Source organism: Streptomyces sp. NPDC005408 (assembly GCF_040606445.1).
GTDB lineage: Bacteria > Actinomycetota > Actinomycetes > Streptomycetales > Streptomycetaceae > Streptomyces.
In genome coordinates this window covers 175,536-200,017 of the sequence record NZ_JBEXEX010000009.1, presented here as the reverse complement: position 1 = coordinate 200,017, position 24,482 = coordinate 175,536, and the positions used below count along the sequence as shown (strand labels likewise).

Below are 24,482 nucleotides of genomic sequence, written 5' to 3'. Positions count from 1 at the left end.
TCCGGCGCGTGGAGGCGGCGGGCGTCACGCCGACGGGACCCGGCATCGCGTACTACGAGGACCTATCCAGGACTCGGGGCGGCGGGCGGTTGGGGGTCGGTGGGGCGGTGGTCGTCAGTGGCGGCGGCTCCCCGAGCGCCTGCGGAACACGAAGATGGTCCCGGTGGCCGCGGCAACGACCAGTGCGGTGCCGGCGGCCAGCTCCCCTGCGTTCAGCCCCCCGATGCTGCCGCCGAGCCCGCCCCTGACGCCCGCGGGCGAGGTGGCGGTGGTGCTGATGGTCGGCGTGGACCGTCCGCCGGTGATGGTGAGGTTGAACGATCCCGTGCCCTGCCCCGGGCAGTTGAACTGGACCGAGTACTGGGCGCCCGGCCTGGCGTCGAGGTCGACCGTGACCGTGGCGGAGGAGCCCGGGCTGATGCTGACGGTGTCGAAGACCCCGGAAGAGGCGGTGGAGGTGGTGTTGCACCCGCTGGCGGACAGGGTGACGCGGCCGCCCGGCGAGACGGTCGAGGGGGTGACGCTGAAGACGGGCGACGACGCCTGATGGTCGGCGGCCGTGGCGATGGGGGCGGTCAGGGCGAGTGAGGCCACTCCCAGCAGAGCGGCGGATGCGGCACGTATCGCGCGCATGGTCAGTCCTCCGGGTCTCCGAGGAGCAGCTGCGGAACCTGTTTCCACAAAATGCGGGGAATGCACCTCGATGCCCGAAACGCTAGAAGCGGCCGTAACACCCCGCGATCGCTGTCGCGCGAATGGGGCATTTATGTCCCCCATGCGAGGGAGGGCCGGACGTGTCGTGGCGTCGTTGTGCGGCGGCGGATGAGACAGGAGAGGCCGCGGGCGGGACGGGGTGTACTGGGCGGCCGAGCCGTCCGTACAGACAGGGAGCCGAGGGCATGTCCGAGCTGTACCCGCCGATCGAACCGTACGAGCAGGGGATGCTCGATGTCGGCGACGGCCACCTGGTCCCTGGAGGGTCTGCGGCAACCCCGAGGGCAAGCCCGCACTCGTCGTCCACGGCGGGCCCGGCTCCGGCTGCTCCACCGGCGTACGCAGCTACTTCGACCCCGACCGCTACCGCGTCGTCCTGTTCGACCAGCGGGGCTGCGGACGCAGTACGCCGCACGCCGCCGATCCCGCGCCCGATCTGACCCACAACACCACCGGCCATCTCCTCGCCGACATGGAACGCCTGCGCGAGCACCTCGGAATCGAGCGCTGGCTGCTCTTCGGCGGATCGTGGGGCTCGACGCTGCTTCTCGCCTACGCCGAGCGGCATCCCGAGCGGGTCTCGCAGATCGTCATCGACGGAGTCACCACGACCCGGCGGTCCGAGATCGACTGGCTCTATCGCGGCGTCGGGCGCTTCTTCCCCGAGGCATGGGACCGCTTCCGTTCCGGAGTTCCTGAGGCCGACGGCGAGGGGAACCCGGTCGCCGCCTACGCACGGCTGATGGCGGACCCGGACATCGGCGTACGCGAGAGGGCCGCTGCCGAGTGGTGCCGCTGGGAGGACACGGTGCTGTCCCTGGAGCCCCAGGGCGCGCCGAACCCCTACGGCGGCCGCCCCCCGGCCGCCCGGCTGGCGCTGGTACGGATCGCGTCCCACTACTTCGCCCACGGCGCCTGGCTGGAGGAGGGCGCCCTGCTGCGCGACGCCGGCCGGCTGAAGGGAATCCCGGGCGTGCTCTTCCACGGCCGGCTCGATCTGAGCAGTCCGCTCGACACCGCCTGGGAGCTGAGCCGTGCATGGCCCGGTGCCGAACTCGTCGTCGACGACTCCGGGCACCAGGGCAGCCGCTCGATGCGCTCCCAGGTGCGGAGCGCACTCGACCGCTTCGGCTCCCTGAGTGACTGACCGAACCTGTGGGGCTGTTGAGATCAGGCCATTCCGTTGTGGGAGGAATTCCCCTGGTGGAAGCCGGATTTCGCCGATTCGCGTTTGCGACTTCGGAGATTTTTTCGGACGCGTTGAACGCATCCCGCCCCGCTGTCCGTACCTAGGGCCATGAACGGCGCACCCAGGCGTCGCAACAGGCTCGATGGATAACGGGAGTGGACATGAACACCTGGCGTAACGCCTCGCTCGCGGTGACTGCGGCGGCCGTACTCGCGCTGACGACGGCGTGCGGTCAGGACAAGGGCACGGAGACCCCCAATGGTCAGGCCGTCGGCGCGGTCAATCCGGCGCAGCCCGGCAGCGGCGGCTACGGCGACTACGGCTCCGGCGCCGGCACCGCCGAACAGGCGGCGGCCAAGCCCGCCGGGCAGCTGGCCGTGTGGGACAGCAAGGAGCTCGGCAAGGTCGTCACCGACAGCGCGGGCTTCACGCTCTACCGCTTCGACAAGGACACCGCCAGCCCGCCGAAGTCGAATTGCGAAGGCGAGTGCGCGAAGACCTGGCCCGTCGTGGCCGCCGGTGGTGCGTCGGCCGCACCCGGCATCGACCCCTCCCTCATCGGGGAAGTCACCCGCTCCGACGGCACCAAGCAGCTCACCATCGGCGGCTGGGCGATGTACCGCTACGCCAAGGACAAGAAGCCCGGTGACGCCAAGGGCCAGGGTGTGGGCGGCACGTGGTTCGCTTCGGCCCCCGACGGCAAGAAGGCCGCGGGCGGCGCCGGTGGCGGTTCGGGTTCGGATTACGGCGACGGCGGCTCTGACTACGGCGACGGCTCGGGCGAGCAGGCGGGCGGCGAGCAGGCGGATCTCGCGGGCCTCTCGGTCCGCAAGGACCCCAAGCTCGGCGAGATCATCGTCGACAAGAACGGAATGACGGTCTACCGCTTCAAGAAGGACTCCGCCTGGCCCATGAAGTCGGCCTGCACTGGAGATTGCCTCAAGAAGTGGCCGGTTGTCGCCCCTGTCGACAAGAACGACACCGAGGGAATCATCAAGAAGGGCTTCGTGACCTTCAACCGTCCCGACGGAAACAAGCAGCAGAGCATCGACTGCTGGCCGATCTACACCTTCTCGGGCGACGCCAAGCCCGGTGACACCAACGGTCAGGGCGTTGGTGGCACCTGGTACGCGGTTTCTCCCCAGGGCAAGCTGGTCGGAGCGCCCAAGTAGTCCCCACGCTGCGCGTCCGGCCCGGCCGGCCCGTCTCACGCCCCCCGCGTGATGGCGGGCCGGCTGCTGTTCAACGCCCCGTCAATGCCCTTGTGGACCAACACGTGTGACCAAGAACGGACCGCTAATTTCCGTTTGGGCTCGCTCTCTTGGCGGGCGATCAGTAGCCTCGGCTCGAACACTGGCCATGGACATGGCCGAACTCCCCCGTGGCGACTTGTTGGAGACATCGATGGAGCGTCCCGCCTGGGCCCCGCAGGGCATCGACATTGCGGTGCCGAGCGTGTCCCGCATTTATGACTTCTACCTGGGCGGTTCGCACAATTTCGAGGTCGACAGGGAAGCCGCCCGCAAGGCGATGGAGTTCATGCCGGGCCTGCCCAAGATCATGCAGGCGAACCGCGCGTTCATGCGCCGGGCCGTGAATTACGCGGTGAGCGAGGGCGTCACGCAGTTCCTCGACATCGGCTCCGGCATTCCCACCTTCGGCAATGTCCATGAGGTGGCGCAGAAGGCCAGCGACGAGGCCAAGGTCGTTTACGTGGACCACGATCCCGTTGCCGTCGCGCACAGCCGCGCCGTCCTCGACGGCGACGAGCGCTCGGCCGTCGTGTCGGCCGACCTGCGCAAGCCGCAGCAGATACTCGACAGCCACGAGGTCGGTGAACTGCTCGACCTGGAGCGGCCGGTGGCGCTGCTCCTCGTCGCCGTGCTGCACTTCGTCGAGGACGAGGACGAGCCCTACAGCGCCGTGGCCCAGCTGCGGGACGCGCTGGCGCCCGGAAGTCTCGTCATCGTCACCCACGCCTCGTACGAGGGGATCCCGGTGCCCGAGGATCAGGCCGGCGGCGCCGTCGGCGTCTACCGGAACATACGCAATCCGCTGATCATGCGCTCGCGCGAGGAGATCGCGCGGTTCTTCGAGGGGTACGAGATGGTCGAGCCCGGTCTGGTGTCCATGCCGCACTGGCGGCCCGACACCCCCACCGAGCAGGAGGACCCATATGCCTTCTCGGGCTTCGCCGGGGTGGGGCGCAAGGCGTGATGGCGCCGTCGCAGGCGACGGGTTCCGCGGCGGACCCGGACGGCCTTGAGGACAGACTCCGCCGGTTCGCGACGATCTGGAGCCGCGCCGTGTTCCCGGTGACGGCCACGTCGTTGACCCGGCCCGAGGTCGAAGAGCATCTGCTGCCGCTGGCACGGAAGTTGAGCGGGTCGCTGCACGCGCGGTCCTTCGACCCGCAGAGCGCCCAGCGGATCGGCGCCGCCCTCGTCGACGTCCACTGCACGGACCCCGAGGCGCTCAGCCGCACGCTCGGCGTCATCGACGCCTATCTGGTGCTCTACTGCGGCAGCGGTGATCCCGAGCAGCCGGCCGAGGAGAGCCGTGCCCGCTGCGCGAAGCTGCAGCACGCGCTGGCCGCGGGCTTCGCCCAGGGGCTGCGCGAGCGCACACTGGCCGAGCAGGAGGCCATCGCCCGCTCCTCGCTGCTGGCCCGCAGCGACGCCATGCAGGCGCTGCACGCGACCGAGGCCCGCTTCCGCGCGGTGTTCGAGGGAGCCGCCATCGGCATCGGGATCGCGGATCTCGACGGCAACATCCTTGAGGTCAACGAGACCCTGACGCGGATGTTCGGCGGCCTCGAACACCATGTGCGCGGCAGGAAGGTGACCGAGTGGTCCCATCCCGAGGACCGGCCCCATGTCTGGCAGCTGTACCGGGAGTTGGTACGCGGCGAACGCGACCACTACCGCGTCGAGAAGCCGTTCTTCCGCAATGACGGCACCGTCCTGTGGACCAATCTGACGGTTTCTCTGCTGCGGGACCCCGATGGCAGACCGCAGTACCAGCTGGCCCTCATGGAGGACACCACGGAGCGCCGGCTGCTCAATCTGCGGCTGCGCTACGAGGCCACGCACGACGCCCTGACCGGGCTGCCCAACCGGACGCTCTTCTTCGAACGGCTGGAGAAGGCGCTGTCCGGCGGCGAGGGCTCACGCTTCGGGCTCTGCTACCTCGATCTCGACGGATTCAAGGCGATCAACGACAGCCTCGGCCATGCGGCGGGGGACCGGCTGCTCGTGGAGGTGGCGGACCGGCTGCAGAGCTGCGCCACCGCGCCGGGCGAGATGGTGGCCCGCATCGGCGGCGACGAGTTCGTCGCTCTGACCACAGGTCCCGAGACCCAGCGCGAGGTCGACCAGCTGGCCGCCCGTATCCTCGGGGCGCTCGCCTCGCCCATCAGTGTCGACGGCCGCGACTTCACGGTCCGCGGAAGCATCGGCATCGTCGAGGGCCCCGCGGGCGAGCGCACCACCGCCGAGGTGCTGCGCAGCGCCGACATCACGATGTACCGGGCCAAGTCCGCGGGCGGCAACCGCTTCGAGCTCGCCGACCCGGAGGCGGATGCCCGCGCGATCACCCGGCACGGTCTGACCACCGCGCTGCCCGCGGCTCTGGAGCGCGGTGAGTTCTTCATCGAGTACCAGCCGCTGGTGCACCTCGGCGACGGAAGCGTGCACGGCGCGGAGGCGCTGGTGCGCTGGTGCCATCCGCAGCATGGAGTCCTGGGACCGGACCAGTTCATTCCGCTCGCCGAGCACACCGGGCTGATCGTGCCGCTGGGCCGCTGGGTGCTCCAGGAGGCCGTACGCCAGGCCAGATACTGGCAGGAACGCCACTCCGACGGCGGTCCGCTGCGGATCAACGTGAACCTCTCGCCCGCGCAGCTGCACCACCCGGGCCTGGTCGCCGACACCGTCGACGTCCTTGAGCGCTCCGGCCTCGCACCGGGCGCGCTCTGCCTGGAGGTGACCGAGTCCGCGCTGATCGGCGCCGACGAGGACCTCCTCAAGCCGCTGCGCCAACTCGCCGAGATGGGCGTGGACATAGCGCTCGACGACTTCGGCACGGGCTACTCGAACCTGGCGAACCTGCGCAGGCTGCCGGTGAGCGTGCTCAAGCTCGACCGTTCCTTCACCCAGGGAATGCAGCGCCATCCGGCCGACCCCGTCGACCTGAAGATCGTCGAGGGCATCGTCTCGCTGGCGCACAGCCTGTCGCTCGCGGTCACGGTGGAGGGGGTGGAGACGGGCGCGCAGGCGGAACAGCTGCGGGAGCTGGGCTGCGACACGGCTCAGGGCTGGTACTACGCGAGGCCCGGGCCGCCGGACATGCTGCACGCCCTGTCGCTGGCGGACGCGGTGTAGTTCCCCGGGCTCCGCGCCACCGACGTCACAGCACCGCCGCCCGTGAGCCGAACAGCACCTGCTGGAGCTCGCGGGCGGCCCTCGGCGGCGCCACGTCGCTGCGGTGCGCGAGCGCGATCGTACGGCGCAGTCCCGGCCGGGCGAGCCGGGTGACCCGCAGGTCGCGTCCGGCCCGGTCGGCCACCATGCTCGGTACCACCGCGATGCCGAGTCCCGCCCGTACGAAACCGAGCACCGCGTCCATCTCGCCGCCCTCCACCGTGAAGCTCGGCTCGAAGCCCTCTGCGCGGCACGCGGCGACCGTCAGCTCGCGCAGGTCGTAGCCGTGCCGGAACATCACCAGCGGCTGATCGCGCAGATCGGCGATCCGCACCGGCCGCCGCGGCCCGGGAGCCGATGCCGATGACACCACCACCAGGTCCTCCCGCAGCAGCTCGACCGTCGTCAGCGCGGGCGAAGCGGGCGGCAGCGGCAGCACGATGAGGGCCAGATCGAGCGAGCCGCGCGCCAGCTCCCGTACGAGATCGTGCGAACCGCTCTCCTCGATCAGCAGCTGGATTCCCGGATGCAGATCATGGAAGACGCGCAGCACATCGGGGAGCAGACCGGTGCAGAGGCTGGGCGTCGCGCCGAGCCTGACCCGGCCGCGGCGCAGCTGCACCAGCTCCTGCACCTCGTGCCGGGCGGTGTCGGTGTCGGCGAGGATCCGGCGGGCGAGCGGCAGCAGCGCCTCGCCCGCGTCGGTGAGGGCGATATTGCCGCGGGCCCGGCTGAACAGCTCGGCGCCGAGCTCGTTCTCCAGCGCCTTGATCTGCTGGGAAAGCGACGGCTGGGAGACGTGGACGCGCTCGGCGGCATGGGTGAAGTGCCGGGTCTCGGCGACCGCCACGAAGTAGAGAAGCTGCTGGAACTGCATGGCATCCACGATAGGTCATGGCTATGGAGATGAGCCGGATCATGTCTTGGACCTCTGGTGCATCGCGGGCCTAGCGTTCCTCACATGGCTCTGGCAACGCGGACGGATCGAAAACCGTCGCCCACGCGCACCTTCTGGGGATCGACGGTCGGCAAGAAAACGGTCATGGCCGTGAGCGGCCTGATCATGCTCGGCTATCTGGTCGCGCATGTGATGGGCAACCTCAAGGTCTTCTTCGGAGCGGGGGAGTTCAACGCCTACGGCCACTGGCTGCGCACCATGGGCGAGCCCGTACTGCACTACTCGTGGGGTCTGTGGATCGTCCGCGTCGTGCTGCTCGCCGCCGTCGTGGGGCACGTGGTCTCCGCCTACCAGCTCAGCAGGCGGGATCTGAAGGCCCGGCCCGTGCAGTACGCGCACAAGCGGCGCCGGGCGAGCTATGCCACCCGCACCATGCGCTGGGGCGGGATCATTGTGGCGCTGTTCATCGTCTGGCATCTGCTCGACCTGACGACGCTCACCGTCAACGAGAACGCCCAGCCCGGCCACCCGTACGAGAACGTCGTCGCGACCTTCTCCACCTGGTACGGGAATGTCATCTACATCGTCGCGATGCTCGCCGTCGGACTGCACGTCCGCCACGGCTTCTGGAGCGCCGCCCAGACCCTCGGCGTCGGCAATGCCACCCGCGACCGCGTGCTCAAGACCGTCGCCAACGTCCTCGCGCTGGTGCTGACCGCGGGGTTCATCTCCGTACCCGTCGCCGTCATGACCGGAGTGGTGAGCTGACATGAGCCATCTGAACTTCACGATCGGTGCTCCCCTCGCCGACACCAAGGCCCCCGAAGCGCCCATCGCCGAGCGCTGGGACCGCCGGCGCTTCGAGGCCAAGCTGGTCAACCCGGCCAACCGCCGCAAGCACACCGTCATCGTCGTGGGAACCGGCCTGGCGGGCGGCGCCGCCGGCGCGACACTCGCCGAACAGGGCTACCACGTCGAGCAGTTCTGCTACCAGGACTCGCCGCGCCGGGCCCACTCCATCGCCGCCCAGGGCGGAATCAACGCGGCGAAGAACTACCGCAACGACGGCGACTCGATCCACCGCCTCTTCTACGACACCGTCAAGGGCGGCGACTTCCGCGCACGCGAGTCCAATGTGCACCGGCTCGCCCAGATCTCGGTGGAGATCATCGACCAGTGCGTGGCCCAGGGCGTCCCCTTCGCCCGGGAGTACGGCGGACTGCTGGACACACGCTCCTTCGGCGGCGTACAGGTCTCCCGCACCTTCTACGCCCGCGGCCAGACGGGACAGCAGCTCCTGCTCGGCGCCTACCAGGCCCTGTCGCGGCAGATCGCCACGGGCACCGTGACCCTGCACGCCCGCACCGAAATGCTCGATCTGATCGTCGTCGAAGGGCGGGCCCGCGGCATCGTCGCCCGCGATCTGGTCACCGGCGAGATCACAAGCCACTTCGCGGACGCGGTGGTGCTGGCCACCGGCGGCTACGGCAACGTCTTCTATCTGTCGACGAACGCCATGAACTCCAACGCCACCGCCATCTGGCGCGCCCACCGGCGCGGCGCGTACTTCGCCAACCCCTGCTTCACCCAGATCCACCCCACCTGCATCCCGCGCACCGGTGACCACCAGTCCAAGCTGACCCTCATGAGCGAGTCGCTGCGCAACGACGGCCGCATCTGGGTGCCCAAGGCGCACGGCGACGAGCGCCCGCCGAACGAGATCCCCGAGGGCGAACGCGACTACTACCTGGAGCGGATCTACCCGTCCTTCGGCAACCTCGTCCCCCGCGACATCGCATCGCGGGCCGCGAAGAACGTCTGCGACGAGGGCCGCGGCGTGGGCCCGGGAGGGCAGGGCGTCTATCTGGACTTCGCCGACGCGATCCGGCGTATGGGCCGCAGGGCGGTCGAGGAGAAGTACGGCAACCTCTTCGACATGTACGAGCGGATCACCGCCGAGAATCCGTACGAGGTGCCGATGCGGATCTATCCCGCCGTGCACTACACGATGGGCGGGCTCTGGGTCGACTACGACCTGCAGACCACCGTCCCTGGGCTCTTCGCCATCGGCGAGGCCAACTTCTCGGACCACGGGGCGAACCGGCTGGGCGCGTCCGCACTGATGCAGGGCCTGGCGGACGGGTACTTCGTCCTGCCGGCCACGATCAACGACTACCTCGCCCGCACACCGCACACCGAGCGCGTGGACGCCTCGCACCCGGCGGTGGCGGAGGTACTCGCCGAGACCGAGGACCGAATGAACCTGCTGCTCGCGGTCGACGGCGACCGCACCCCCGACTCCTTCCACCGCGAACTGGGCGAACTCATGTGGGAGTTCTGCGGAATGGCGCGTACGGACGAGGGCCTGCGCAAGGCGCTCGACCGTATCCCGCAGATCCGCGAGGAGTTCTGGCGTCGCATCAAGGTGCCCGGCACCGGCGAGGAGTTCAACCAGTCTCTGGAGAAGGCCAACCGCATCGTCGACTATCTGGAGCTCGCCGAGCTGATGTGCCTCGACGCACTGAACCGGTCGGAGTCCTGCGGCGGCCACTTCCGTGAGGAGTCCCAGACACCCGACGGTGAGGCCGCCCGGCGCGACGAGGAGTTCTCGTACGCCGCGGCCTGGGAGTTCAGCGCGACCGGCGAGGCGCCCGTCCTGCACAAGGAAGACCTGGCCTTCGAGTACGTACACCCCACTCAGCGGAGCTACGCATGAAGCTCAACCTTCGCGTCTGGCGCCAGAAGAACGCCGAAGCGCCCGGCATCATGGCCACGTACGAGGTCGACGGGATCTCGAAGGACATGTCCTTCCTGGAGATGCTCGACACCCTCAACGAGGAACTCATCCTGCGCGGAGAGGACCCCGTCGCCTTCGACCACGACTGCCGCGAGGGCATCTGCGGAGCGTGCAGCCTGGTCATCAACGGCGACGCACACGGCCCCGAGCGCACCACCACCTGCCAGCTCCATATGCGGTCCTTCGACGACGGCGACACCATCGACGTCGAGCCGTGGCGTGCCTCCGCCTTCCCGGTGGTCAAGGACCTGGTGGTGGACCGTAGCGCCTTCGACCGGATCATCCAGGCCGGCGGCTACATCACCGCACCCACGGGCGCCGCGCCCGAGGCCCACGCGACGCCCGTCCCGAAGCCGGACGCCGACTTCGCGTTCGAGCAAGCCGAGTGCATCGGCTGCGGCGCGTGCGTCGCGGCCTGCCCCAACGGCTCGGCGATGCTCTTCACTTCGGCGAAGATCAACCATCTCAATGTGCTGCCGCAGGGCGCGCCCGAGCGCGAGACCCGCGTGCTCGACATGGTCGCGACGATGGACGACGAGGGCTTCGGTGGCTGCACGCTGACCGGCGAGTGCGCCACGGCCTGCCCGAAGGGGATCCCGTTGCCGTCCATCGCGGCGATGAACAAGGAGTGGCTGCGGGCGAGCAGAAAGGTCCGCCGCTGAAGTACGGCGGGCCAGGCGGGCCATGAGATTCCGGACAGCTTTCCTGTGTGAGGCCGCGCACGCTTTCCCGACGTGAGCAACAAACTCTTCACGTAACTGTCACATTCGCCGCAGGATTTACGTCCACGGCGGCAGCGGGGCATGCGGACAGCAAGATCAACCTTGTTCAACGCTGCACTGCGTATAGCGACATGTCCGCATAGCAGCCAACCAATTGCCCCCAATTTCCCCGGAGTTCGGGTGAGCCGGTAGGCATGGCCAGGTCACGGGCGCCGACCACGCCCGTGACCGACCGAACCACCGAAATCTCTGGGGGTACTGCCATGCCTGAACTCACCCGCCGACGCGCCCTGGGCGCCGCCGCAGGAGCGGCCGCCGCCGTCGCAGTGGCCGGCACCGCCGCCGCCGCTGCCGCTGCCGCTGCCGTGCGTACCGAGCGGACCGCGACCGGCCCCGAGGCCGATCCCGCGTCGTTCGACGAGGTCTTCCAGGGCCGCCGCATACAGGGCGCGCCCTCCCACGCGACCGGACACCACGGTGCCGGACACGGGGCCGGGCACGACGCGGCCGGGCACGACGCGGCCGGACACCACGGGGCCGGACACGGGGGCGACTTCGCCGTGCGCATCGACGGCAAGGAACTGCATGTGATGCGCAACGCCGACGGCACCTGGATCAGCGTCGTCAACCACTACGAGACGTTCGCCACGCCCCGCGCGGTGGCCCGCGCCGCCGTCGTCGAACTCCAGGGCGCCGCCCTCGTTCCGCTCGTCACCGCCTGATTCAGGAGTACGCACCGTCATGACCGTACGCAAGAACCAGGCGCAGCTCACCGCCACCGAGAAGCGCCGCTTCGTCGACGCGCTGCTCGAACTCAAGCGCAATGGGCAGTACGACACCTTCGTCACCACCCACAACGCCTTCATCATGAGCGACACCGACAACGGGGAACGGGTCGGCCACCGCTCGCCCTCCTTCCTGCCCTGGCACCGCAGGTTCCTCATACAGTTCGAGCAGCAGCTCCAGGCCGTGGACCCCTCCGTGGCACTCCCGTACTGGGACTGGACCGCCGACCGAACCGCCGCCTCCTCGCTCTGGGCGGCGGACTTCCTCGGCGGCACAGGACGCAGCAGGGACGGCCAAGTGATGGACGGCCCGTTCGCCTTCGCCTCCGGCACGTGGCCGGTGAGCATACGCGTGGACGGCCGCGGCTATCTGCGCCGGGACCTCGGCGCAGGCGGACGTCAGCTGCCGACCCGGGCCGAGGTCGACTCCGTACTCGCCATGGCCACCTACGACGCCCCGCCGTGGAACAGCGCTTCGGACGGTTTCCGCAACCATCTGGAGGGCTGGCGCGGCGTCAATCTGCACAACCGGATCCATGTCTGGGTCGGCGGCCAGATGGCCACCGGGGTCTCCCCGAACGACCCGGTTTTCTGGCTGCACCACGCCTTCATCGACAAGCTGTGGGCCGAGTGGCAGGCACGGCACCCCGGCTCGGCGTATCTCCCGGCCGCCGGCACCCGCAATGTCGTCGATCTGCGCGAGACCATGCGCCCCTGGAACGACGTGACCCCCGCCGACATGCTGGACCACACCCGCCACTACACCTTCGACACGGCAGCCTAGGGTCTACGCGAGGGACCTCATGAGATACGGCGCGGTGCGGCTCCCTTCCGCCCGCGCCACTTCGGCCGGGGTTCCCGCGGCGACGATGCGCCCGCCCTCGTCGCCGCCGCCCGGCCCCAGATCGACGACCCAGTCCGCGCCGGCGACCACATCCATGTCGTGCTCGACGACAACGACCGAATGGCCCGCCTCGACAAGACCGTGCAACTGCCGCATCAGCACCTCGACATCGGCGGGATGCAGCCCGGTCGTCGGCTCGTCCAGGACGTACAGCGTGTGATCGCGGCGTACGCGCTGCAACTCGGAGGCGAGCTTGATCCGCTGTGCCTCACCGCCCGACAGCTCGGTCGCGGGCTGTCCGAGCCGCAGATAGCCGAGCCCCACATCCAGCAGCGCGCTCAGGCTGCGTGCCGCGGCGGGGACACCGGTGAAGAACCCCGCAGCCGCCTCCACCGTCAGATCCAGGACCTCGGCGATGTTCAGGCCCTCGTAACGGACCTCCAGCGTCGCCGGGTTGTAGCGAGCGCCCGCACAGTCCGGGCAGGGCGCGTACGTACTGGGCAGAAAGAGCAGCTCCACCGAGACGAACCCCTCGCCCTGGCAGGTCTCGCAGCGCCCGCCCGCCACATTGAAGGAGAACCGGCCCGCCTTGTAGCCGCGCCCCTTCGCCTCGTCGGTGGCGGTGAACAGCTTGCGCACGACATCGAAGAGACCCGTGTACGTGGCGAGATTGGAGCGCGGAGTGCGGCCGATGGGCTTCTGATCGACGGTCACCAGACGCCCCACGCCCGGAAGTTCGGGGATGAACTCGCCGACAAGAGTGGACTTGCCCGATCCCGACACACCGGTGACCGCCGTCAGTACTCCGAGCGGCATCTCGGCTTCGAGGCCCCGCAGATTGTGACGCGTCACCGGACCGAGATTCAGCCAGCCGGACGGTTCTCGCACCGCGCGGGCGGGTGCGGGCTCATGGCCGAAGAGGAAACGCCGCGTCGCCGATTCCTCGATGCGGGTCAGATCGGCGACCGGCCCGCTGTGCAGCACCAGACCGCCGTGCTCGCCCGCGTGCGGACCGACGTCGACCAGCCAGTCCGCGTTGCGTACGACATCGAGATGGTGCTCCACCACGAAGACCGAATTGCCCGCCGCCTTCAGCCGGTCCAGCACCACCAGCAGCGCCTCCGTGTCCGCCGGATGCAGCCCGGCCGACGGCTCGTCGAGTACGTACACCACGCCGAAGAGACCGGAGCGCAGCTGGGTGGCAAGACGCAGCCGCTGCAGCTCCCCGCTGGACAGGGTGGGCGCGGTGCGGTCGAGACTGAGATAGCCGAGTCCCAGCTCGGTGACCGTGCCGATCCGGCCGAGCAGATCCGCCGTCAGGACGCGTGCCGTCTCACTGCCCTCGCCTCCGGCCGCCAGCACACCGGCCAGCTCGGTCAGCGGCAGCGCCGCCAGCTCGGCGATCGTACGGCCCGTGAAGGTCACCGCCAGCGCCTCCGGGCGCAGCCTGCTGCCGCCGCACACCGGGCACGGTGCGCTCGCCAGGAACCGCTCGGCCTTGGTGCGCAGCGTCGCGCTCTTGGAGTCCGCGAAGGTGTGCAGCACATAGCGCTGTGCGCTCATGTACGTGCCCTGGTAAGGCCGTTGAATGCGCCCCGCTTCCCGCACCGGATGCACCGTGACCACGGGCTGCTCGTCGGTGAACAGGATCCAGTCCCGGTCCTTCTGATCCAGCTCGCGCCACGGCCGGTCGACGTCGTACCCCAGCGTGTCCAGCACATCGCGGAGGTTCTTGCCCTGCCAGGCGCCCGGCCAGGCCGCGATCGCGCCCTCCCGGATCGACAGCGACGGATCGGGGACCAGCAGCTCCTCGCCGGTGCGGTGGATCCGGCCCAGGCCATGGCACTCGGGGCAGGCTCCTGCGGCGGTGTTCGGCGAGAAGGCGTCCGAGTCGAGCCTCTCGGCGCCCTCGGGATAGTCGCCCGCACGTGAGAAGAGCATGCGCAGCGAATTCGAGAGCGTGGTGACCGTGCCGACCGAGGAGCGCGAGGTGGGCGACGAACGGCGCTGCTCCAGCGAGACGGCGGGCGGCAGCCCGGTGATCTCGCCGACCTTCGGGGCGCCCACCTGGTGGATCAGCCGCCGTGCGTAAGGGGCGACGGACTCGAAGTAGCGCCGCTGAGCCTCGGCGTAGATCGTGCCGAAGGCGAGCGAGGACTTCCCGGACCCCGAGACGCCGGTGAAGACGACCAGGGCATCGCGCGGAATGTCCACGTCGACGCCGCGCAGATTGTGCTCACGGGCGCCTCGGACACGGACATACGGGTCGTGGGGGCTGTGCATAGCGGACGATTCTAGGCGTTCGCGCTGGTCAGCCCCGCGATCCGGGCAAGCCGGCGGAAGGAGTCGAGCAGGGCCCCACGGTCGTACGTACTGGTCGTGACCAGCACCTCGTCGGCGGCGCTGTCCTTGATGACCGCCTCCAGCGCGTCCGTGACCTGCTCCTCCGTGCCCGCGACATGGCCCCGCAGACCGGACTCGTAGACCTCGCGCTCCCTGGCCGTCATCGCCAGCGCCTCGACCCGCTCCGGCGGGGCGAGCGGCGGGAACACACCGTGCGTCCGGGAGTACGCCATCGACCACGCCTCCGGCACCAGCAGCCGGCGCGCCTCCTGCTCCGTGGCGGCGGCCACGACGGTGCCCGCGATGACCACGTACGGCTCATCGGACCAGGAGGACGGCCGGAAGTCCGCGCGGTAGCGGTCGATGGCCGCGAGCATCCGGTCGCGGCCTCTTATGTCACCGATGACCAGCGGAAGACCGGCCGCGGCCGCGATCTGCGCCCCTTCGCCGGTGGCCAGGAGATACGGCGGGACCCGCAGGCCTTCCGCGGGGCGGGCGTGCACCTGCGGATGAGCCGTCTGCAGGCCGTCGAACCAGCCCAGCAGCTCCTCCAGCTGCCCGCCGAAGTCCTCGGCGTCCTTCTTGTCCCTGCCGAGTGCCTTGCGGATGCCGTCCGTGAAGCCCACCGAGCGGCCGAGCCCCATGTCGATACGGCCGGGGAAGAGCGATTCGAGGACCCCGAACTGCTCGGCCACGACGAGCGGTTGATGGTTGGGCAGCATCACGCCGCCCGTGCCGACGCGGATCGTGGAGGTCGCGGCGGCGACCGCGGCCGCGAGCACGGTCGGCGCGGAACCTGCCACTCCGGGCACGCTGTGGTGCTCGGAGACCCAGAAGCGGTGGTACCCCAGCGACTCCAGCTCCTGGGCGAGACGCACCGTGTCGCGCAGCGCCCCGGGCTCGTCGTGCCCCTCGCGGGTGCGGGAACGGTCCAGTACGGAGATCCGGGTCGATTCGATCAATGCGCTCACTCAGAGTTCAACATCTGCGCCGCGCGAGGATTCCCTAGGCTGTCGGGCGTGACGCGAAACAGCAGGCCACTGGCCGTATTCGACCTGGACGGAACGCTCGCCGACTCCGGACACCGGCAGCACTTCCTGGAGCGCAAGCCGCGCGACTGGGACGCCTTCTTCGCGGCGGCGCCCCAGGACCCGCCGCTGGCGAAGGGCGTCGAGCTCTGTCTGCAGGCGGCCAAGGAGTGCGAGGTCCAGTACCTCACGGGCAGGCCGGAGCGCTGCCGCAGGGACACCCTGGCCTGGCTGGCCGAGCAGGGGCTGCCCGAGGGCAGGGTGTTCATGCGGCGCAACGACGATCGCCGGCCCGCCCGCACGACCAAGCTGGAGATCCTGCGGAGGCTGGGGCGCGACCGCGAGATCCGGATGCTGGTGGACGACGACGAGTTGGTGTGCGACGAGGCGGAACGGGCCGGCTTTCCGGTCGTACGGGCCCGATGGGCGGCCGGGACGACCGAGGCGATGAAGGACGCGCAGGAGCGGGAGGGCCGCACCTGAGGGTCCGTACGGGCGGGCTCTCAGGCACCTGAGGGCGCCCGTTGCGGCGGGCCCGTCAGCTGCCTTCCTCGAGCCGGAATCCGACCTTGAGCCCGACCTGCCAGTGCTGGATCTGCCCGTCGACGATCTGGCCGCGGACCTCGGTCATCTCGAACCAGTCGAGGCCCCGGAGGGTCTGGGTCGCCCGGTTGATGCCGTTGCGGATGGCCTGGTCGATGCCGTCGGGCGAGGTGCCGACGATCTCGGTGACCCGGTAGGTGTGATTCGACATGTGTGTCGCACTCCTCTCGATGCGTTCACTCCACCGTGCCCCACCACGAGGCGGCGCGCGAGGCGTCGGGGCCGGGACGGTCGTCCTGGGCGGGGCCGAGCGCCAGTCGGGAGACGATGCGGTAGCGGTCGCCGCGGTAGAGCGAGCGGACGTACTCCACCGGCCGCCCGGCTCTGTCGGAAGTGACACGGTCGAAGAGAAGGGCGGGGGAGAGGACGGGTACGCCGAGCAGCTCGGCCTCGTCCTCGCTGAGGACGGTCGGTTCGATCGACTGCACCGCCTGGGCGGTCACGACTCCCCGTTCCTCGCGCAGATGCGCGTAGAAGCCCGCCTCCATCTGCTCGGGGGTGAGCCCGGGCACCAGGTCGGCGGGGATGTGCAGATACTCCAGCGCGATGGGAGCGCCGTCGACCAGCCGCAGCCGGGCCACGTACACGAGCTCGGCGGCGGGGGAGACCTTCAGCCGGCGCCCGATGCGCGCGCCGGCGGTGATGGTGCGGAATGCGAGAACCCGGCTCGTCCAGGTACCGGGCGCCGGCGGAGCGGCGGCCGGGCGGCTCTCGGAGACGAGTTCCTGGGTGATTTTGGCGGGGGCGACGAACATGCCGCGGCCGTGTTCGCGTACGAGCTGTCCGGTGGCGACGAGTTCGTCGACGGCGGCGCGCAAGGTGGGGCGTGAGACGCCGAGTTCGGCGCTGAGGGTGCGCTCGGAGGGGATCGCGTCGCCGGGACGGCGGTCCTCGACCAGGGCGAGCAGATGGGCACGCACCCGTTCCCGCTTGAGCACCGCCCTGGGGGAGCGGTCGTCGTGCATCAGATGCCTCCCCCGTTCGGTGAATGGCCCGAGGATACGGGTATCTGCCTGGCCGGGCGCCCTTTTCGCAGGTCAGGACTTGCTGCGTGAGAAACCGGCAGCGGCGGAACGAGATGGCGGCGGCTGAAACATCGCCTCGGCGTGGCGTGCAGTCCAACGAGTGATAATCCGCCCTGCACCACTCGAAGAGCCCATGGCGTAGCTCGAATGCGGAGCTCCCCAGTGGTGCGGAGCCTGGATCAGGCTGACGGTGGATCACGTCGCACTGCGATCCGATGAGCCGACGAAGTGTCAGCCCTCGCAGCGCGGCGAAGGGAATGTGTTCACATGCGCTCTGCCCGCACATTGTTCGCCTCGGCCGGCGTTGCCGCGGTCCTCGCCATCACCGCTCCCGTCGCGACTGCCATCACGATGGACGAGGACCATGGGCAAGACAGCTCCTCCTCCGGCAGCGACCAGACCAGCAAGGACGACTACAGCAAGGACGAGTCGGGGAAGAAGGACGAGTCGGGGAAGAAGGACGAGTCGAAGAAGGACGAGTCGAAGAAGGACGAGTCCTGGAGCCACGAGAAGCCGTCGGGCGGTGTCCACACCGGTGGTGGCGCCCTGGCCATGATCATGACCGACGACTGGGGGCAGGACAGCGACTCTTCCTCCAGCAGTGACCACGAGAAGTCCAGCAAGGACGAGTCGAAGAAGGACGAGTCGAAGAAGGACGAGTCGAAGAAGGACGAGTCGAAGAAGGACGAGTCGAAGAAGGACGAGTCCTGGAGCCACGAGAAGCCGTCGGGCGGTGTCCACACCGGTGGTGGCGCCCTGGCCATGATCATGACCGACGACTGGGGGCAGGACAGTGACTCTTCCTCCAGCAGTGACCACGAGAAGTCCAGCAAGGACGAGTCGAAGAAGGACGAGTCGAAGAAGGACGAGTCCTGGAAGCACGAGAAGCCGTCGGGCGGTGTCCACACCGGCGGTGGCGCCCTGGCCACGATCATGGAAGGTGACTGGCAGAAGGACAGCGGCTCCTCGTCCTCTTCCGACACTTCCTCCTCCAGCGGCTGGGGCCAGGACGACTCCGAGAAGAGCAACGACAGCTCCGGTAAGTGGGAGAAGGACAAGCCGAGCGGCGGTGTCCACACCGGTGGCGGCGGACTGGCTCTGTCCGGTGGCAGCCTGGCCGCCGGCTCGCTGCTGCTGCTCGGCGGTGCCGGCTTCGGTGCCTACACGCTGCGCCGCCGCAACGCGTCGAGTGGCGCGATGGCTTGATAGCCCGGACCACCTTTAGTCGAGGTCCTGCCGCGGCCGCCGTCCTTCCCGGACGGTGGCCGCGGTGCCTGCTTCCACCGCTTTCTCAGCTCCTAGCGGCCGTCCGCCCGCGACCCGCTGACGCCGCGTCCACGAAAGGCACGCCCCCATGGCCGCCAAGCTGCTCGACTCGAACCCGCCCGCCTCCCCACCCCGTTCCGTCGGCCGCTCCATGCTGTGGTCCCTTGCCTCGATCGCGCTGGGCGTCGTCCTCATTCTCAATTCCTCCGGCACCCCGGCGGACGGGGTCCCGCGGGCTCGTCCAGGAGCCTTCGCTTCCGCCCCGGCATCCAGGCCTTCCGCACATGGTGATGAGAAGGCGATGCCCCGTTCCGCACCGAAGCGGCTCTCGATCCTGGAGATCGCCGTCGACGCCCCCTTCACGACCCTGTCCATCGGCAAGTCCGGGCAGCTCGACGCACCGCCCCCGGACGACAACAATCTGGTCGGCTGGTTCAAGGGCGGCCCGTCGCCCGGCGAGCCCGGGGCGGCCATCGTCGCGGGCCACGTCGACACCAAGACCGGCCCTGCTGTGTTCCTGCAGCTCGATGCGCTCAAGCCCGGGAGCAAGGTTGACATCACCCGCGACGACGGCACGGTCGCCACGTTCAAGGTCGACTCCGTCGAAAGCTTCAGCAAGGCGCGCTTCCCCGATGAGCGGGTCTACAGCGACACTCCGGACCCGCAGCTGCGCCTGATCACCTGCGGGGGGTCGTACGACAGAGAAGCCAAGGACTACACCGAGAATGTCGTGGTGTTCGCCCACCTCGACTCCGCCAAGCGCGCCTGACCCGCTCGCCGTACGCCCGCTACGCGCGGCTCCGGGGCGCTCCGGCCGCGTGTGCCACGTCTGCCGACGCCGCCGTATGGCAGGCACCGCGGCCCTCCGCGCGGGCGACGACACGGCCCGGGATGCTCGACGTTCCGTTCGCGATCGCCGACGCCACCGCGCTCACGGAAGCGGGTTACGTCGGGGAGGACATCGAGAGCATCCTGCTGAAGCTGGTCCAGGCCGCCGACTACGACGTCGCGCGAGCGGGGACCGGGATCGTGTACATCGACGAGATCGACAAGGTGGCCCGCAAGAGCGAGAACCCTTCGATCACCCGGGACGTGTCGGGCGAGGGGGTCCAGCAGGCGCTGCTGAAGATCCTGGAGGGCACGATCGCGTCCGTGCCGCCGCAGGGCGGACGCAAGCACCCCCAGCAGGAGTTCATCCAGATCGACACGACGAACGTTCTGTTCATCGTGGGTGGTGCCTTCGCGGGCCTGGAGAAGATCATCGAGTCTCGGGCGGGCGCGAGAGGCATCGGCTTCGGCGCGGCGATCCCCGCAAAGGAGGAGCGCGAAAACCGGGATCTCTTCGCCGGGGTCATGCCCGAGGACCTGTTGAAGTTCGGGCTGATCCCGGAGTTCGTCGGCCGGCTGCCGGTGGTGTCGACGGTACGGCCGCTGGACCGTGCGGCGTTGACGCGGATCCTCACCGAGCCGCGCAACGCGCTGATCAGGCAGTACCAGCGGCTCCTCGAAATCGACGGCGTGGAGCTGGAGTTCACCGAGGAAGCCGTCGAGGCGATCGCCGAACAGGCACTGCTCCGCCGCACCGGCGCCCGGGCCGCCCGCGCGATCCTCGAAGAGGTCCTGCTCCATGTGATGTACGAGGTGCCGAGCCGGGACGACGTGGCCAGGGTCGTGGTCAGCCGCGACACCGTGCTCGACAACGTGAATCCGACTCTCGTGCCGCGCGAGCGGCCGGACGGCGAGGCGGAGCGCGGCGAGTGGTCCGCCTGACGCGGCGTTCTCGCGGCGCGTCCTTGCCTTGGCCGAGTCCGTCCCGGGCCCCGGAGCCCACCCTCACCGACGGTTTCAGTACGCATCTCCCGTCGTCGAGGAGTTGATGATGTCGCCGTGCGCGAAGTCGCCCGGCGGGATGCCGGGATGGTGGCCCTCCGGGCGCGGATGCGGGACGGCCGTGCCCAGCGCGAGGCGGGAGACGATGCGGTAGCGGTCGCCGCGGTAGACGGAGTGGACGTACTCGACGGGGTGGCCCGCGGTGTCGGTGGTCAGCCGCTCCACCAGCAGCGCGGGGGACAGGACCGGTACGTCGAGGACGGCGGCCTCGGCCTCGTTGACGACGGTCGGTTCGATGGACTGCACCGCCTCGTCCACGTACACCCGGTGGTGCTCGCGCAGATGGTCGTAGAGATCACCGGCCTCCAGCTCCTCGGGGGTGAGCGAGGGGACCAGTTCGGCAGGGATGTGCAGATGCTCGATGGCCATCGGCGCGCCGTCGACCAGTCGGAGCCGGGCGATGTAGACCAGCTCGGCGGCGGGGGAGACGCGCAGCTTGCGGCCGATACGGGCCCCGGCCCGGATGGTGGCGAGTTCCAGGACGGTGCTCGACCAGGCGCCGGCCGCGCGGGGCACGGCGAAGGCGGTGTCGTCGGAGACGAGTTCCTGGGTGATTTTGGCGGGGGCGACGAACATGCCGCGGCCGTGTTCGCGTACGAGCTGTCCGGTGGCGACGAGTTCGTCGACGGCGGCGCGCAAGGTGGGGCGTGAGACGCCGAGTTCGGCGCTGAGGGTGCGCTCGGAGGGGATCGCGTCGCCGGGACGGCGGTCCTCGACCAGGGCGAGCAGGAACTCCCTGACCCGCTCCCGTTTCAGTACGGCACCCGAAGAGCTGCTCTCCATCGACCCGCCCTCTCTGCTCCACGCCGTCGACAACTGGTCAGATGGTAAATGACATCTTGACCAGTGGCCCCTCCGGTACGACTGCTTGAACAACCCATGTTTTCAAGGCTCTTGACGACAACATTGGTCCATGCCACCTTCGAGCCACGCCATTGGCCAGTTGACCAATTGGTCAACTTTCTTCCGAGGTGACTCCAGTGAAGATCAGCTTCATCGCCGCTGCAGCGGCCCTTGCCGCCACCACCGCGCTCACCGCCTGCAGCACCTCCTCGTCCGGCTCCGACTCCGCGGCCGGCGGCGACAGGCTCACCGTCTGGATCATGAAGGACAGCGTCTCCGACACGTATCTCCAGCGGTTCAAGAAGGACTTCGAGCAGCAGCACAAGGACACCGCACTCGACATCCAGATCCAGGAATGGGACGGCATCGGAGAGAAGGTCACCGCGGCCCTGGCCAGCAAGGACGCCCCGGACGTCATCGAGGTCGGCAACACCCAGGTCGCGCAGTACGCGGCGAGCGGCGGAGTCACCGACCTCAGCGGCAAGGCCGCTGAGCTGAAGGGGGCCGACTGGCTGCCCGGCCTCGCCGGGCCCGGCAAGGTCGACGGGAAGCAGTACGGCATCCCCTGGTACGCCGCCAACCGCGTCGTCGTCTACAACAAGGACCTGTTCGCCAAGGCCGGCATCACCGCCCCGCCCACCACACGTGACGAGTGGATCCGGATCACGGAGAAGCTCAACAAGGGCACTACGCAGGGCATTTATCTGCCGGGCCAGAACTGGTACACCCTCGCCGGATTCATCTGGGAGGACGGCGGCGAGCTCGCCGAACAGAGCGGTGGCACCTGGAAGGGCGCGCTCGGCAGCCCCGAGGCGCTGAACGGCATGGCCTTCTACGAGCGGCTCCAGGCCCTCGGCAAGGGTCCCAAGGACTCCGACGAGGCCAAGCCACCGCAGGCGGACGTCTTCGCCAAGGGGGATGTCGCCCAGATCATCTCCGTACCCGGCGGCGCGAAGATCGTCGAGCAGGCGAACCCCGCGCTCGCCGGAAAGCTCGGCTTCTTCCCGGTCCCGGGAAAGACCGCGGGCAAGCCGGGCGTCACCTTCACCGGCGGTTCCGACCTGATCGTCCCCGCCGCGTCCGCGCACCAGGACGCCGCATACGAGGTGGTCAAGGCGCTGGCCGGGGAGAAGTGCCAGACGGACCTCGCCAGGACCATGAGCTATGTCCCCAACCGCACCTCGCTCGCCAAGGTCATCGAGGACAACGAAGGCACCGCCGCCATGGCCGCCGCGGCCGCACAGGGCCGCGCCACGCCCAACTCCCCGCAGTGGGCCGCCGTCGAGGCCACCAACCCGATCAAGCAGTACATGACCGCCGTGCTGACCGGCAGCGACCCGAAGCAGGCGGCGAAGGAAGCCTCCGGCAGCATCACCAAGACCCTCGGCTCATGAGGCAGCAGGCGGCCCCACGCGCCTTCTGGCCCTATCTGCTCATCGCGCCCACCGTCGTCGGCGCCGTCTTTCTGCTCGCCCATCCGCTGCTCCGTAATCTGCTCATCTCCTTCCAGCACTACGGAATGGGCGAACTGATCCGCGGCGGCGCCGGCTTCGCAGGTCTGGAGAACTACCGGGCCATCCTCGGCGACCCGGAGTTCTGGGAGGTCACCCGGCGCACCGTGTGGTGGACGCTGCTCAACGTCGTACTGATCATGGTGCTCGGCACGCTGGTCGCGCTGATGATGCAGCGGCTCGGCAGGCGGATGCGGATGCTCGTGATGAGCGGTCTTGTGCTGGCCTGGGCCAGCCCGGTCATCGCCACCACCACCGTCTTCCAGTGGCTCTTCTCCTCCCGCCTGGGAGTGGTCAACTGGGTCCTGGTGCGCCTGGGATTCGAGTCCTTCGAGGGCTACTCGTGGCTGGCGCACGGAGGCGCGGCCTTCACCATCCTGGTTCTGCTCGTCGTCTGGCAGTCCGTGCCCTTCGTCGCGATCACCCTGCACGCGGCGCTGACCACCGTCCCCGCCGAACTCTTCGAATCGGCACGGATCGACGGCGCCGGCGGCTGGCGGATCTTCCGCTCCATCACCCTGCCCGTCCTCAGGCCGGTCTTCGGGCTGGTCCTCTGCCTCGAAGTCATCTGGGTCTTCCGCTGCTTCGCCCAGATCTGGGCGGTCACCAAGGGCGGACCGGGCGGTGCGACCACCACACTGCCCGTCTACGCCTATCAGGTCGCCCAGTCCCTGCACCGCTACGACCTCGGCGCGGCCGCGGCGACCCTGACCGTTCTGATCCTGATCGCCGCCCTGATCCTCTACTTCCGTCAGATGTTCCGGCAGGAGGCCGAGCTGTGAGACTGCGCCGGCTTCCGCTGACCGCCGCGGCGTTGACCGTATTCGTGCTCTGTGTCTTTCCCGTCTACTGGATGATCCTTACCGCGTTCAAACCGGCGAAGGACATCCAGGCGGAGACCCCCGTCTTCCTTCCCACCTCGGTGACGCTGGAGCACTTCTCCACCGCCGTGCACGCCGACGGCTTCTGGTCCTTCTGGCGCAACAGCCTGATCGTCACGGGCAGTTGTGTGCTGCTCGCCCTGGTGGTGGCGCTCGGCGCGGCGTTCGCCGTGGCCCGGCTGCGCTGGAGGGGACGCCGTGGATTCGTCCTGATGGTCTTCGTCGCCCAGGTCGCTCCCTGGGAGGCGCTGCTGATCCCGATGTACGTCATCGCCCGTGACACCGACATGCTCGACCGGCTGGCCACGCTGACCCTCGTCTACTTCATGATCACACTGCCGTTCACCATTGTGACCCTGCGCAGCTTTCTCACCGCGATCCCCGTCGAGCTGGAGGAAGCCGCCCAGGTCGACGGCTGCACCCGCGCCGCCGCGTTCCGCCGCGTCACCTTCCCGCTGCTCGCGCCCGGACTGCTCGCCACGTCACTCTTCGGTTTCATCACCGCCTGGAACGAGTTCGCCTTCGCCAACATGCTGATCATCAAGAACCAGGACGACCGCACCCTGCCGGTCTGGCTCTCCTCGTTCTCGAATGTCTTCGGCACCGACTGGGGCGCCACCATGGCCGCCTCCACCCTCTTCGCGCTGCCCGTCCTCATCCTCTTCCTGGTGCTCCAGCGCCGGGTCGCCGCGGGGATGACCGGCGGAGCGGTCAAGGGATAG

Annotated in this window: 22 protein-coding genes and 1 pseudogene; 16 read left to right on the top strand and 7 right to left on the bottom strand. The window is 69.2% G+C overall.

The features are described 5' to 3' along the window. Positions 1-114 precede the first annotated feature (114 nt). Entirely contained in the window at positions 115-633 is a 519-nt protein-coding gene (locus tag ABZS64_RS12450; protein ID WP_355827070.1) for a hypothetical protein, read from the bottom strand. Between the two features lie 266 nt (positions 634-899). Here ABZS64_RS12450 and pip point away from each other — a divergent pair. The 4 genes and pseudogenes from pip to ABZS64_RS12430 all read left to right on the top strand — a co-directional run bounded on the left by pip (position 900) and on the right by ABZS64_RS12430 (position 6,285). Continuing rightward, positions 900-1,861: pseudogene (pip, locus tag ABZS64_RS12445) on the top strand (prolyl aminopeptidase). A gap of 203 nt (positions 1,862-2,064) precedes the next feature. After that, positions 2,065-3,075, top strand: coding sequence for an SCO0930 family lipoprotein (locus tag ABZS64_RS12440; RefSeq protein ID WP_355827067.1), 1,011 nt, complete (start codon positions 2,065-2,067; stop codon positions 3,073-3,075). A 232-nt stretch (positions 3,076-3,307) separates the two neighbouring features. Next, positions 3,308-4,120, top strand: a complete 813-nt coding sequence (locus ABZS64_RS12435) for an SAM-dependent methyltransferase (protein WP_355827066.1) — start codon at positions 3,308-3,310, stop codon at positions 4,118-4,120. Next, entirely contained in the window at positions 4,117-6,285 is a 2,169-nt protein-coding gene (locus ABZS64_RS12430; RefSeq protein ID WP_355827063.1) for an EAL domain-containing protein, read from the top strand. The genes ABZS64_RS12435 and ABZS64_RS12430 overlap by 4 nt, the downstream gene beginning before the upstream one ends. Before the next feature lie 25 nt (positions 6,286-6,310). On the opposite strand, the gene ABZS64_RS12425 is transcribed toward ABZS64_RS12430, so the two are convergent. Then, positions 6,311-7,201: a LysR family transcriptional regulator gene (locus tag ABZS64_RS12425; protein WP_355827061.1), complete on the bottom strand. Its 891-nt coding sequence runs from the start codon at positions 7,199-7,201 to the stop codon at positions 6,311-6,313. Positions 7,202-7,285: 84 nt separating this feature from the next. Here ABZS64_RS12425 and ABZS64_RS12420 point away from each other — a divergent pair, with 84 nt between their 5' ends. The 5 genes from ABZS64_RS12420 to ABZS64_RS12400 all read left to right on the top strand — a co-directional run bounded on the left by ABZS64_RS12420 (position 7,286) and on the right by ABZS64_RS12400 (position 12,310). Then, positions 7,286-7,990: a succinate dehydrogenase gene (locus ABZS64_RS12420; protein WP_355827058.1), complete on the top strand. Its 705-nt coding sequence runs from the start codon at positions 7,286-7,288 to the stop codon at positions 7,988-7,990. Position 7,991: 1 nt separating this feature from the next. After that, complete coding sequence (locus ABZS64_RS12415; RefSeq protein ID WP_355827055.1) at positions 7,992-9,938, top strand: fumarate reductase/succinate dehydrogenase flavoprotein subunit; 1,947 nt, start codon at positions 7,992-7,994, stop codon at positions 9,936-9,938. Further along, on the top strand, positions 9,935-10,681 hold the full coding sequence (locus tag ABZS64_RS12410) for a succinate dehydrogenase/fumarate reductase iron-sulfur subunit (RefSeq protein ID WP_355827052.1): 747 nt from the start codon (positions 9,935-9,937) through the stop codon (positions 10,679-10,681). Before ABZS64_RS12415 ends, ABZS64_RS12410 begins: the two co-directional genes overlap by 4 nt. A gap of 323 nt (positions 10,682-11,004) precedes the next feature. Beyond that, positions 11,005-11,463 (top strand): tyrosinase cofactor, encoded by a 459-nt coding sequence (locus ABZS64_RS12405; protein ID WP_355827050.1) that lies wholly within the window; start codon positions 11,005-11,007, stop codon positions 11,461-11,463. Positions 11,464-11,482: 19 nt separating this feature from the next. Continuing rightward, a complete protein-coding gene (locus tag ABZS64_RS12400) occupies positions 11,483-12,310 on the top strand; it encodes a tyrosinase family protein (protein ID WP_355827047.1) in 828 nt (275 codons plus the stop codon). 3 nt (positions 12,311-12,313) lie between these two features. Here the strand turns inward: ABZS64_RS12400 and ABZS64_RS12395 are convergent, their stop codons facing one another. Both ABZS64_RS12395 and ABZS64_RS12390 read right to left on the bottom strand, forming a co-directional pair. After that, a complete protein-coding gene (locus ABZS64_RS12395) occupies positions 12,314-14,653 on the bottom strand; it encodes an excinuclease ABC subunit UvrA (RefSeq protein WP_355827044.1) in 2,340 nt (779 codons plus the stop codon). A gap of 11 nt (positions 14,654-14,664) precedes the next feature. Then, positions 14,665-15,684 (bottom strand): LLM class flavin-dependent oxidoreductase, encoded by a 1,020-nt coding sequence (locus ABZS64_RS12390; protein WP_355827041.1) that lies wholly within the window; start codon positions 15,682-15,684, stop codon positions 14,665-14,667. 48 nt (positions 15,685-15,732) lie between these two features. Here ABZS64_RS12390 and ABZS64_RS12385 point away from each other — a divergent pair, with 48 nt between their 5' ends. Next, complete coding sequence (locus ABZS64_RS12385; protein WP_355827038.1) at positions 15,733-16,224, top strand: hypothetical protein; 492 nt, start codon at positions 15,733-15,735, stop codon at positions 16,222-16,224. Between the two features lie 55 nt (positions 16,225-16,279). Here the strand turns inward: ABZS64_RS12385 and ABZS64_RS12380 are convergent, their stop codons facing one another. Further along, positions 16,280-16,495, bottom strand: a complete 216-nt coding sequence (locus ABZS64_RS12380; RefSeq protein ID WP_355827036.1) for a dodecin — start codon at positions 16,493-16,495, stop codon at positions 16,280-16,282. Between the two features lie 25 nt (positions 16,496-16,520). Continuing rightward, on the bottom strand, positions 16,521-17,309 hold the full coding sequence (locus ABZS64_RS12375; RefSeq protein WP_355827034.1) for a GntR family transcriptional regulator: 789 nt from the start codon (positions 17,307-17,309) through the stop codon (positions 16,521-16,523). A gap of 327 nt (positions 17,310-17,636) precedes the next feature. On the opposite strand from ABZS64_RS12375, the gene ABZS64_RS12370 reads away from it, so the two are divergent. From ABZS64_RS12370 to clpX, 3 genes are all read left to right on the top strand, one after another. Continuing rightward, positions 17,637-18,575: a hypothetical protein gene (locus ABZS64_RS12370; RefSeq protein ID WP_355827032.1), complete on the top strand. Its 939-nt coding sequence runs from the start codon at positions 17,637-17,639 to the stop codon at positions 18,573-18,575. Positions 18,576-18,723: 148 nt separating this feature from the next. Next, positions 18,724-19,404, top strand: a complete 681-nt coding sequence (locus ABZS64_RS12365) for a class F sortase (protein WP_355827030.1) — start codon at positions 18,724-18,726, stop codon at positions 19,402-19,404. Further along, on the top strand, positions 19,317-20,405 hold the full coding sequence (gene clpX / locus ABZS64_RS12360; protein ID WP_355827107.1) for an ATP-dependent Clp protease ATP-binding subunit ClpX: 1,089 nt from the start codon (positions 19,317-19,319) through the stop codon (positions 20,403-20,405). Before ABZS64_RS12365 ends, clpX begins: the two co-directional genes overlap by 88 nt. A gap of 75 nt (positions 20,406-20,480) precedes the next feature. Here the strand turns inward: clpX and ABZS64_RS12355 are convergent, their stop codons facing one another. Beyond that, a complete protein-coding gene (locus ABZS64_RS12355) occupies positions 20,481-21,308 on the bottom strand; it encodes a GntR family transcriptional regulator (protein ID WP_355827027.1) in 828 nt (275 codons plus the stop codon). Positions 21,309-21,505: 197 nt separating this feature from the next. Between ABZS64_RS12355 and ABZS64_RS12350 the strand changes: the two genes are divergently transcribed. The 3 genes from ABZS64_RS12350 (at position 21,506) to ABZS64_RS12340 (ending at position 24,482) form a co-directional block, all read left to right on the top strand. Next, entirely contained in the window at positions 21,506-22,762 is a 1,257-nt protein-coding gene (locus tag ABZS64_RS12350; protein ID WP_355827024.1) for an extracellular solute-binding protein, read from the top strand. Then, positions 22,759-23,661 (top strand): sugar ABC transporter permease, encoded by a 903-nt coding sequence (locus ABZS64_RS12345; protein WP_355827021.1) that lies wholly within the window; start codon positions 22,759-22,761, stop codon positions 23,659-23,661. The genes ABZS64_RS12350 and ABZS64_RS12345 overlap by 4 nt, the downstream gene beginning before the upstream one ends. Before the next feature lie 71 nt (positions 23,662-23,732). Continuing rightward, positions 23,733-24,482, top strand: coding sequence for a carbohydrate ABC transporter permease (locus tag ABZS64_RS12340; protein WP_355827104.1), 750 nt, complete (start codon positions 23,733-23,735; stop codon positions 24,480-24,482).